The organism is Mesorhizobium sp. M1066 (assembly GCF_040318635.1).
GTDB lineage: Bacteria > Pseudomonadota > Alphaproteobacteria > Rhizobiales > Rhizobiaceae > Mesorhizobium.
This window is the reverse complement of sequence record NZ_JAMYMR010000023.1, coordinates 87,202-97,452: the sequence shown is the minus strand read 5'-3', so window position 1 is coordinate 97,452 and position 10,251 is coordinate 87,202. Positions and strand designations below refer to the sequence as shown.

The 10,251-nt window shown below is 63.0% G+C and carries 8 protein-coding genes; 2 read left to right on the top strand and 6 right to left on the bottom strand.

The features are described from left to right. Positions 1-183: 183 nt before the first annotated feature. Together NKH52_RS24285 and NKH52_RS24280 are read right to left on the bottom strand one after the other, a co-directional pair. Positions 184-1,656, bottom strand: coding sequence for a cobyric acid synthase (locus NKH52_RS24285; RefSeq protein ID WP_352734084.1), 1,473 nt, complete (start codon positions 1,654-1,656; stop codon positions 184-186). Then, on the bottom strand, positions 1,656-2,270 hold the full coding sequence (locus tag NKH52_RS24280) for a dimethylsulfonioproprionate lyase family protein (protein WP_352734082.1): 615 nt from the start codon (positions 2,268-2,270) through the stop codon (positions 1,656-1,658). Before NKH52_RS24280 ends, NKH52_RS24285 begins: the two co-directional genes overlap by 1 nt. A 144-nt stretch (positions 2,271-2,414) precedes the next feature. Between NKH52_RS24280 and NKH52_RS24275 the strand changes: the two genes are divergently transcribed. Beyond that, positions 2,415-3,581: an isobutyryl-CoA dehydrogenase gene (locus NKH52_RS24275; protein WP_352734080.1), complete on the top strand. Its 1,167-nt coding sequence runs from the start codon at positions 2,415-2,417 to the stop codon at positions 3,579-3,581. Positions 3,582-3,604: 23 nt separating this feature from the next. Beyond that, positions 3,605-4,489, top strand: a complete 885-nt coding sequence (gene mmsB / locus NKH52_RS24270; protein ID WP_352734078.1) for a 3-hydroxyisobutyrate dehydrogenase — start codon at positions 3,605-3,607, stop codon at positions 4,487-4,489. 329 nt (positions 4,490-4,818) lie between these two features. Here the strand turns inward: mmsB and NKH52_RS24265 are convergent, their stop codons facing one another. The 4 genes from NKH52_RS24265 to NKH52_RS24250 all read right to left on the bottom strand — a co-directional run bounded on the left by NKH52_RS24265 (position 4,819) and on the right by NKH52_RS24250 (position 10,045). Beyond that, positions 4,819-7,254: a GcvT family protein gene (locus NKH52_RS24265; RefSeq protein WP_352734076.1), complete on the bottom strand. Its 2,436-nt coding sequence runs from the start codon at positions 7,252-7,254 to the stop codon at positions 4,819-4,821. 178 nt (positions 7,255-7,432) lie between these two features. Continuing rightward, entirely contained in the window at positions 7,433-8,077 is a 645-nt protein-coding gene (locus tag NKH52_RS24260) for a cytochrome c oxidase assembly factor Coa1 family protein (protein WP_352734074.1), read from the bottom strand. 81 nt (positions 8,078-8,158) lie between these two features. Further along, a complete protein-coding gene (locus tag NKH52_RS24255; protein ID WP_352734072.1) occupies positions 8,159-8,524 on the bottom strand; it encodes a hypothetical protein in 366 nt (121 codons plus the stop codon). 141 nt (positions 8,525-8,665) lie between these two features. Then, a complete protein-coding gene (locus NKH52_RS24250) occupies positions 8,666-10,045 on the bottom strand; it encodes an aspartate aminotransferase family protein (protein ID WP_128303967.1) in 1,380 nt (459 codons plus the stop codon). Positions 10,046-10,251 lie beyond the last annotated feature (206 nt).

Here is a 10,251-nt window from a genome sequence, read left to right as displayed (position 1 = left end):
ACGGCCTGTCCTCGAAAGGACGACCAGGATCCCCTCGGTCTCCTTCCCACTTCAGACATAGCATGGGAACAACACACAGGATCCTCGGGTCTGCGGCGCGTCGCTACGCTCCTTGCTCCGCCCGTGGATGACGACGTGATGGGCGTTTATCGCTAGTTGCCAAGGTGGTTCGCCAAACGGGCTCTATCGAGCCAGCGCAAAGATCGCGTCGCAGTCGAGATGGGTCTCCAGCTCGGCTGCGACCTCGTCCAAGGCCCGCTCGACCTCGGCCCGATAGTCGATGCCACCGCCCTTGATGCCGAGGCTTTCGAGGAATTTCCCGCGAAAGCCATCGGCGCCAAACAGACCGTGCATATAGGTGCCGATCACCTTGCCATCGGCAGACACTGCGCCGTCATCGACACCATTGATGACTGCCGACGGCCGCAGCGTATCCGGTCCGGTGGTGCGGCCGAGATGGATTTCGTAGCCCTCGAGCGGCAGGTCGAACGGCACCGAGCGGGCGCTGACGTTGCGCACCATCTTTTCCGGTTCCATCACCGTTTCGACGTCGAGCAGGCCGAGCCCTTCGGCCTCGGTGACGCTGCCTTCGATGCCGTCAGGATCGCGCACCATGCGGCCGAGCATCTGGAAGCCGCCGCAGATACCGACGACATGACCGCCGCGCTTCCGGTGTGCGAGAAGGTCGCGATCCCAACCGTTCTCGCGGAATTTCAGGAGATCGCCGATCGTCGACTTCGAGCCAGGAATGACCACCAGCCCGGCATCGGCGGGCAGCGGCTTTCCCGGCGGCACGAACACCACCTCGACCTGCGGTTCGGCCTTGAGCGGGTCGAGATCGTCGAAATTGGCGATGCGGCCAAGCATCGGCACCGCCACCTTCAGCGCGCGCGCTTCGCCGGACGCCAGCCTTTCCAGCACCACCGAATCTTCCGAGGGCAGGCGTGCCGCCGCCTTCAGCCACGGCACGACGCCAAAACAGCGCCATCCCGTGAATGTCTCGATCGACCTTATGCCGTCGTCGAACAGCGAAACGTCGCCGCGGAACTTGTTGATGAGATAGCCGACGATCATCCGCCGGTCCTCTTCCGGCAGGATCAGATGAGTGCCGGCGACCGAAGCGATGACGCCGCCGCGATCGATGTCACCGACCAGCACCACGGGCACATCAGCGCGCGTGGCAAAGCCCATGTTGGCGATGTCGCGGCTGCGCAGGTTGATCTCGGCCGGCGAGCCGGCGCCCTCGACGATGACCAGATCGGCGCCCTCGCCGACCTTGCCCCAGGAGTCCAGAACGGCATCCATCAGCCGGCCTTTCAGTGCCTGGTAGTCGCGCGCCCGCGCTTCGCCGAACACCTTGCCCTGCACGATGACCTGCGCGCCGACATCGGTCTGCGGCTTGAGCAGCACCGGGTTCATGTGGACCGATGGCGCGACGCCGCAAGCGATCGCCTGCAGCCATTGCGCGCGGCCGATCTCACCGCCGCCGGCTTTATCGCCGGGGATATCGGCAACGGCGGCGTTGTTTGACATGTTCTGCGGCTTGAACGGCCGCACCTTCAGACCACGGTTCTTTGCCGCGCGGCAGAGGCCGGCGACCAGCACCGTCTTGCCGACATCGGAACCCGTGCCTTGCAGCATGATCGCTCTGGCCATCAGCCCCTGCCCTGCGCCACGGTTCCAGTGATGTTCGATTTTGCCGCCAGCGGCCCGCCGCGCCAGATGTAGAGCGCCAGCAATGGCTCCTTGCCGGTGCGCATGGCATGATTGACGTTGGACGCGTGGTGGACGACCTCGCCGGCCGTGCGCATGCAAAAGCCGCTCTCGCCCATGCGCCATTCGGTACCGCCGGTCAGCGGAATGTAGATTTCCTCGGCAATGTGATGGTGGTCGGGATAGACGATATCAGGCCCAAGGATCAGCACGCCGGCGGCGACCGCGTCATTGACGAAGTGGCCTCGGGTGCCGAACACTTCCAGCCAGCCGTAATTGTCGATGAACTCCTTTCCGAAATCCGCCTCGCCATAGGTCTGCCCCCAGCGGAAATCATTCCGACGCTCGGCAAGCAGTTGCACCAGCGGCTTGGCATCCGGCGGCGCCAGTTCGGCGGCGCGACCAAGATGGCGCAGGCAGGCAAGCGGATGCGGCTCCAGCGTGCGGGCCGGCATGTCCCAGCCGATCCGCGGCACGGCATCGCGCACCAGGGCGTGATCGACGGACGCAAGGTATGCGTGGAACCGGCCCAGCAGTTCATCGAATTTTGTCGCCACATCTTACTCCGGACATGCATTGATGCACAGCCGCTCCGCAGGGGATCGGGTTGCGCGGCGGCATCATTGGTCTAGATTGGTGCGCGCGCAAAGCCAAAAACGACAGGCCAGCGAGCTAGCTGGCCAGCACATAGGGAGCACGCCATGGACGCCGCGGTCGATGCGAGCACCAGCCAGTTCGAACTCAACGAGGAGCAGCGTGCCATCCAGGAGATGGCGCAAGCCTTCGCCGCCGACCGTGTCGCGCCGAAAGCGCTCGACTGGGACCGCAACAAGCATTTCCCGGCCGACGTGATCCGCGAGACCGGGCCGCTCGGGCTCGGCGGCATCTATATCAGGGACGATGTCGGCGGTTCGGCACTTGGCCGGCTCGATGCCGTGCTGATCTTCGAGGCGCTTTCGCACGCCGATCCGGCCTTTTCGTCCTTCATCTCGATCCACAACATGGTGGCCTCGATGATCGACCGTTTCGGCAATGACGAACAGCGCCTGCGCTTCCTACCAAAACTGACCTCGATGGAATGGCTGGCGAGCTACTGCCTGACCGAGCCAGGCTCCGGCTCCGACGCCGCGGCGCTCAAGACCCGTGCGGTCAGGAGCGGCGGCGACTATGTCCTCAACGGCACCAAGCAGTTCATCTCGGGCGCCGGCGACAGCGATGTCTACGCCGTCATGGTGCGCACCGGTGCCGAGGGGCCGAAAGGCATTTCCACCATCATCGTGCCGAAAGACGCGCCAGGCCTCTCCTTCGGCGCCAACGAACACAAGATGGGCTGGCACATGCAGTCGACCCGCCAGGTCATTTTCGAGGATTGCAAGGTACCGGCCGAGAACCTTTTGTCCGGCGAAGGCGCGGGCTTCGGCATCGCCATGGCCGGGCTCGACGGCGGCCGGCTGAACATATCAGCCTGTTCGCTGGGCGGCGCGCAGTCGGCGCTCGACAAGGCGCTTTCCTACACCGCCGAGCGCAAGGCTTTCGGCTCGAAGATCAACCAGTTCCAGGCGCTGCAGTTCAGGCTGGCCGACATGGAGACCGAGCTGCAGGCAGCGCGCATCTTCCTCTATGCCGCTGCCTCGAAACTCGACCGCAAGGCGCCGGATGCCGGCAAATGGTCGGCGATGGCCAAGCGATTCGTCACCGACATCGGCTTCAACGTCGCCAACGATGCGCTGCAACTGCTTGGCGGCTACGGCTATTTGCACGACTACGGCATCGAGAAGCTGGTGCGGGACCTGCGGGTACACCAGATCCTCGAAGGCACCAACGAGATCATGCGCGTCATCATCGCGCGGGCATTAATTGGCCGCTGACGGCAACAATTCAGGAGAAATCGATGAGCACCATTGCCTTCATCGGCCTAGGGAACATGGGTAATCCGATGGCCGCTAACCTGGTCAAGGCGGGGCATGCGGTGAATGGTTTCGACCTTGTGCCGGAAAGCCTCACCGTCGCCCGAGAGCATGGCGTGACTGTGATGGCCAATGCCTTGGCCGCGGTGAAGGATGCCGACGTGGTGATCACCATGCTGCCTGCGGGCAAGCATGTGCTGTCGGTCTATGAGGACATAGCGCCCAAGGCGAAAAAGGGCACACTATTCATCGATTCCTCGACCATCGACGTCGAGTCAGCCCGCAAGGCCCATGCCGTCGCCAGGAAGCACGGGCTGTCGTCGATCGATGCACCGGTCTCGGGCGGCACCGGGGGTGCCGCGGCCGGCACGCTGACCTTCATGGCGGGAGGCTCCGATGATGCCTTCGTCGCTGCCGAGCCGATCCTGAAGCCGATGGCCGGCCGCATCGTCCATTGCGGCGGCGACGGCGCCGGCCAGGCGGCAAAGATCTGCAACAACATGATCCTCGGCATTTCGATGATCGGTGTCGCCGAAGCCTTCGTTCTGGCCGAAAAACTCGGCCTGTCGCATCAGGCGCTGTTCGACGTCGCCTCGACCTCGTCGGGACAATGCTGGTCTTTGACCACCTATTGCCCGGTGCCCGGCCCGGTGCCGACTTCGCCCGCAAACAGGGACTACAACCCAGGATTTGCAGCAGCACTGATGCTGAAAGACCTGAAATTGTCCCAGGAAGCCGCGCAAAGTGCGGGTGCAGTAACGCCGCTTGGTGCCGAAGCAGCCCAGCTCTATGCCTTGTTCAACGCCCAGGGACATGGCGGCGTCGATTTCTCCGGCATAATTAATTTTCTCAGGGGTAACCCAGCGTAACCCTTGGATTTGGCGGGTTTTCCGGTTTCCTTCGGTGGAAAAAATGCAAATTTAGATTTGCTTAAGCTCTCGATAACTCCGCGGTAACGATGTCCCTATAAAACGGACTGCGAGGCGGACATATCTCATCCGCCCGGCGCTCCGGATCAGGTCTCGCGTACCGGAGCCCGTAAGTTTCGACAAGTGCCATAAGTTTCGCAAAGTGTTTGCGTAGCGAAGCGCCATGCGTATCTGGCAAAGCCGCGTTCCTGATGGAGCGCGGTTTTTGCGTTTTGCCCTGCAGCACGTTTTGAGACATCGATAACCCGGAAACTGTACTCCGGGATGCCTCACATGCGCCCGCGGGCGCCTTCCGGATCATAGGGCGAGTCGGCGATCACCTTGGCCGCGCGGCGCTCGCCGAGGATGGACACCTCGAGCTCGATACCGGGCGACACAAGTTCCAGGGGCAGCAGCGCGAGTGCGATGTCGTGACCAAGAGTATAGGAAAAGCCTGCCGAAGTGACGTGACCAACGAGTGCGCCTTCGCGGTAGACGCCCTCGAAGGCGAACGCGCTCGCACCTTCGGTATCGATCGACAGCGTGACGATCCGGCGTGTCACCTGCTTCTGTTTTGCGACCAGTGCCGCGCGGCCGACAAAATCCCCCTTGTCGAGACTGACGAAGCGGTCGAGACCGCTTTCCCAGGCCGACAATTCGAGATTCATATCGCGATACATGGCGCGGTAGGATTTATCGAGACGAAGCGATTCCAGCGCTTGAAGTCCGACCAGCCTCAGCCCGTGTGCCTCTCCCGATGCGAGGAGCGCATCCAGCAAATGCCGCTGGTAGCAGAGCGGATGATAGAGCTCCCATCCCAGTTCGCCCGAATAGTTGACGCGCAGCAGTCGCACGTCGCTGGCCATGCCGACAGTGCCGGACTGCACGCTGAACCATGGAAAGGCTTCATTGGAGAGGTCGATCTCCGTCAGCGGCTGCAATATGTCGCGCGCCTTCGGCCCAACCACCGTGAAGCTGCCGCGATCCTCCGTGACGTTGCGCAGATGCACGCTGCCGTCCTTCGGCAACAGCCGGCTGAGATCGTCAAGGTTCCAGCGCTCTGCGCGCGGGGTCGATATGAGGTAGAACAGGCCGCTCTGCAGCCGCACCACCACATACTCGGCCTGCACGCCGCCGGCTGGCGTCAGGTGATGGGCAAGAGCGACACGACCGGGACGCGGCAGTCTGTTGGCCAGGATTCCGTCGAGCCAGTCCCTTGCGCCCGGTCCGCTGACCTCGAACTTGGTCATTGGTGTCATCTCGACCAGGCCAGCGGCCTGGCGGACAGCCTGGACCTCTGCGGCGACGTGGTTTCCTTTAGGGGTCCAGCGCCAACTGTAGACGTTGCGCGCTTCGATACCGGCAGGCGCAAACCAGCTCGGCATCTCCCAGCCGTTCAACACATCCCACACGGCGCCGAGCTGGCTTAGGCGGTCATAGGAGGGGGCCGTTTTCTGCGGTCGCGCCGCCGGCATGTCCTGGCCAGGATAGTGCTGTGCGGCGTGGGTGCCCCAGGCTTCCCGGACCTTTGCCCGGGTCCAGTTCTTGTTGGCATATTGGCCGAACCGACGGGGATCCAACTCCGCCGTGTCGATGCTGTTGCCACCCTCCACGATCCGTTCGGAGAGGTAATAGCCAATCGCACCGCCCCAAAGGATGCCCCCTGGCACTCCTTCGGCGAGCCAGACATTCTCCAGGCCCCACGCCTGCCCCATCAGCGGCAGTTCATCGGCTGTCATCTGGAAAGGTCCTCGCACGTTCCGCTTGATGCCGGCGCGTCCGAGCGCGGGAACTAGTTCGGTCGCGCGTTCCCAGTTCCAGGACACAGCGTCGAAATCTTCATCGAGCAGATCGGCGCCGAACCATTCCGGGACGCCGTTTTCGGCGAACAACTTGAGCTGTTCGGTACGCTCATAGGGACCGAACATCAGCCCGTCCCCCTCCTCGCGCAGATAGCCCTCGTAACCCTCGTCCCTGAGGATCGGCATCTCCGGAAGACCAAGCCGTTTGCGTTCCACCACCTCGGGAACCGCCTCGGTGATCCAGTACTGATGCAGGATCGGGATCGCGGGAATGTCCAGGCCCAGCATGGCGCCTGTCTGGCGTGCGTAATTGCCGGTCGCAAGGATGACATGTTCGCAAACGATGTCACCGCGCGAGGTCTTGACCCTCCACTCGCCGCTCGGCATCCGCTCGAAACCCACAACCTCGGTATCAAGATGGATCTTCGCGCCGAGGTCGCGTGCACCCTTGGCCATGGCCTGGGTGACATCGGCGGGTGCAATGTGGCCGTCATCGGGATGGTAGAGGGCGCCCAGCATGCTGTTGTTGTCGAGCAGCGGCCAGATCTCTCGCGCCTCCGCGGGCGATACGATCCGGGCCCGCACACCCTGGACCTCGGCGACGTCCATATAGCTTCTGTACTCGTCCAGCCTGTCGCGCGTGTTGGCAATGCGCAGTTGCCCGCATTTGTGCCAGCCGACGTTCTGGCCCGTCTCCGCCTCCAGGCCCTCATAGATTTCGATCGACCTGGCGATCATGCGGCCGACATTACGGCTGCGCGCGTAAGAGGGGATGAGCCCCGCGGCATGCCATGTCGAGCCGGCCGTAAGCTGTGTTCGCTCCAGCAATGCCACATCGGTCCAGCCGCGCTTTGCCAGGCCGTAGAGAATGCCGGCACCCACACAGCCGCCACCGACCACGACCGCACGAACGGAACTCACCATATGCACGTGCCCTTGTCTGAAATTGCCACCGATCCACATGAACGCATGCGCATACTGTCAGACAGCATCCGGCTTTTCAGCATATTTCCTTGTCTGGAACGCAGCAGTGGTCACCCGACTGTTGGGCCACAAAGCCGGCCGCGCCCGCGTTTAGGCTGCGTTTTTGCGTTTTGCCCAGCTATATTCCGATTGCAGCATTCGGGATCGGGACATGATCTTCGTTGATCAGCACGATTGGCGCATCGGCTCCCTCGACCCTGACGACCAGCAGGCGCAGGCTCCATGTGCCGGCTGTCCGGACAGCGGTCGAATAGGCCGTGCCCTTGCCCTTGGCGCCGTGGACAGGAATGCCGAACTGGGCGTCGCCGGCCCCATTTGCATTGACGTTGAGATGGCCGCCGACCCAGAAACTGTCGGTCAAATCATCACCCAACGCCGCCTTGACGCGGTCGTCGGCGCGAAGCCTGTCCATCGTCATGTGGTAGGCATCGCTGCCTTTCAGGACGTAGGGAATGCTGCCCACCATCGTCGCGCAGCCGCCAATCCCGACCACCCAGACGGCAAGGCCGGCGATTGCCCAGTTGCGCTGCGTCTTGCGAAACTGTTCCGCGTCGCGCCAGGCGCGGTTCTGCCAAGCCCAGCGGCTGCCGCGTGCGCCCAGCACGATGATCATGACGATGTTGACGACCGGGATCAGCGCCAGCAGCGCGATGAAGGTGCTGTTGCCTATGCCCCAGATCCAGTTGAGGAAGAAGGCGCCCCAGTTCCAGCGGTCGAGTTCGGCTGGAATTTCAGCCGGCTGGTTGAGCGGTTGTCCGGCCATCGTGTCCCCCATCGGTAACGTACCGACTGGTTCTAGCGCATGCGCTCCTCGATGCGCAAAATCAAAGTTCTGCAACCTCGCTCAGGTCTTGTTGGACAGCCGGCGAAAATTCGCTTTCACGGCACGGCTTGCCGGCTTCAGCGCGGCGCTGATCGAGCGTTCAGCGGCGACCCCGTTGAACAGCGATGGCGTGCGGCCGGAAAAGATTTCCGGCCAGAACCGCGATGCCGACTGCAGGAAGGACATTTGCGCCGCAAGCGCACCTTCGGCCATGGCAACGGTCTTCTCGTTGACCGCACGCGCGGTCTCCGTGCTCCATGGCTGGCTACTCCCGCTATCCATGGCCATCAACGGCAGCCGCATCATCGCCACCAGCGGCGCCAGCATCAGGTCGTCGCCGATGCTGGCCGCTTCTTGCGTCCGTCGGCTTTTGCCGGTCTTTCTCATGGAAACAAACCCCTTGTCGCGGCCGAATCAGCCGCAGCCCCACACACTACGCGCTTGTGGTGGAATTCGTTCGCTCCCCGCTTCAGCATGGTCTCAAGGCTGGGCGCTCCCTCAAGGAGCGCCCAGCCAAGGGGTCGAGTTCTACCGCTTGCGAAGATCGGCTTGCGCCAGATCCAGCGCCTTCGAGATGCGATCGCAGGCCATGTCGATCGTATCGCGGGTCCAGATCAGCGGCGGCGACAGGATCATCGTGTCGCCGGTGGCGCGCAGCATCATGCCATGCGCGATGGCATGATCGCGCACGGTCACCGCCGCACTTCCAGCCGGCAGGAACCGCTCCTTGGTCGCCTTGTCCTTGACGATCTCGATCGCGCCCATCAGTCCGATCGAACGCACCTCGCCGACCAGATCATGTCCGGCAATGCGCTCCTGCAACGCCTTGGCGAAATAAGGACCGGTGTCGTTCCTGACGCGGTCGACCAGCCCTTCGCGCTCGATGATCTCGAGGTTCTTCAGCGCCACGGCGCAGGCCACCGGGTGCCCGGAATAGGTGTAGCCATGGTTGAACTCGCCGCCCTTCTCGACCAGCGTCGAGGCGATGCGGTCGCCAACCAGCAATGCCGACAACGGCTGATAGCCCGATGTCAGCGCCTTGGCCGTGGTGATCGTGTCGGGCTCGATGCCGAGCGTCTGGGCGGCGAACCATTCGCCGGTGCGGCCATAACCGGTGATGACTTCGTCCAGCATCAGCAGGACATCGTATTTGCGGCAGATGCGCTGCACTTCCGGCCAGTAGCTCGCCGGCGGTATCTTCACGCCACCCGCCCCCATGACCGGCTCGCCGATAAAGGCGGCAACCTTGTCGGCGCCGGCCTCGAGGATCGCCTCCTCGACAGCCCCGGCCGCGCGCAGGCCGAAATCATGGTCGCTCTCTCCCGGCAGCGCCAGTTCATAGGCGTAGGGCATCATCACATGGACGATGTTGGGCACCGCACCGTTGAGCTGCTTGTGCATACCATCCATGCCGCCGAGCGAGGTGCCGGCAACGGTCGAGCCGTGATAGGCCATCTTGCGCGAGATGATGCGGTTCTTCTCCGGCTGGCCTTCCAGCACCCAATAGTGGCGCACGAGGCGCAGGGCCGTGTCGTTGGCCTCCGAGCCCGACGAGCCATAGAACACCTGGTTGACGTGCTTCGGCGCGATCTCCGCCAGCTTCTTGGACAGCAGCACTGGCGTCGGCGTCGAGCATTTGAAGAAGGAGTTGTAATAAGGCAGTTCCTTCATCTGGGCATAGGCGGCGTCGGCCAGCTCGTCACGGCCATAGCCGATGTTGACGCACCACAGCCCGGCCATGCCGTCGAGGATTTCAGCCCCTTCGGAATCGTAGATGAAAGGGCCGTTGGCATGGGTGATGATGCGCGACCCGGCCCCGCGCATTTCCTTGTGGTCGGTGAACGGATGCAGATGATGCGCGGCGTCGATCTGCTGAAGCTGCTTCAGCGAATAATTCTGATAGGTCATGTCTGATCTTTCCTCTGGATTCTATCCGGCAAGCCGGGGCGAATGCTTCAGAGGCAGAGAGGTGGCGAATAGCCGATGCGGGCGCACAGCCGCAAAAGCTCGGCGCGCAGCGTACGCGGTGACGGCGTCACCGCGACCCGCAATGCGCGAGCCTCAAATGCGTCAATCAACATCCTGACGAGAGCCATGGAAGCATCTTAGAGCAA

Bases quoted from the DNA above. Each gene is read 5' to 3' on its own strand.
- NKH52_RS24260 (WP_352734074.1), bottom strand. From the start codon at position 8,077: ATGGCCGGACAACCGCTCAACCAGCCGGCTGAAATTCCAGCCGAACTC.
- NKH52_RS24250 (WP_128303967.1), bottom strand. From the start codon at position 10,045: ATGACCTATCAGAATTATTCGCTGAAGCAGCTTCAGCAGATCGACGCC.
- NKH52_RS24265 (WP_352734076.1), bottom strand. From the start codon at position 7,254: ATGGTGAGTTCCGTTCGTGCGGTCGTGGTCGGTGGCGGCTGTGTGGGT.
- NKH52_RS24255 (WP_352734072.1), bottom strand. From the start codon at position 8,524: ATGAGAAAGACCGGCAAAAGCCGACGGACGCAAGAAGCGGCCAGCATC.
- mmsB (WP_352734078.1), top strand. From the start codon at position 3,605: ATGAGCACCATTGCCTTCATCGGCCTAGGGAACATGGGTAATCCGATG.
- NKH52_RS24285 (WP_352734084.1), bottom strand. From the start codon at position 1,656: ATGGCCAGAGCGATCATGCTGCAAGGCACGGGTTCCGATGTCGGCAAG.
- NKH52_RS24275 (WP_352734080.1), top strand. From the start codon at position 2,415: ATGGACGCCGCGGTCGATGCGAGCACCAGCCAGTTCGAACTCAACGAG.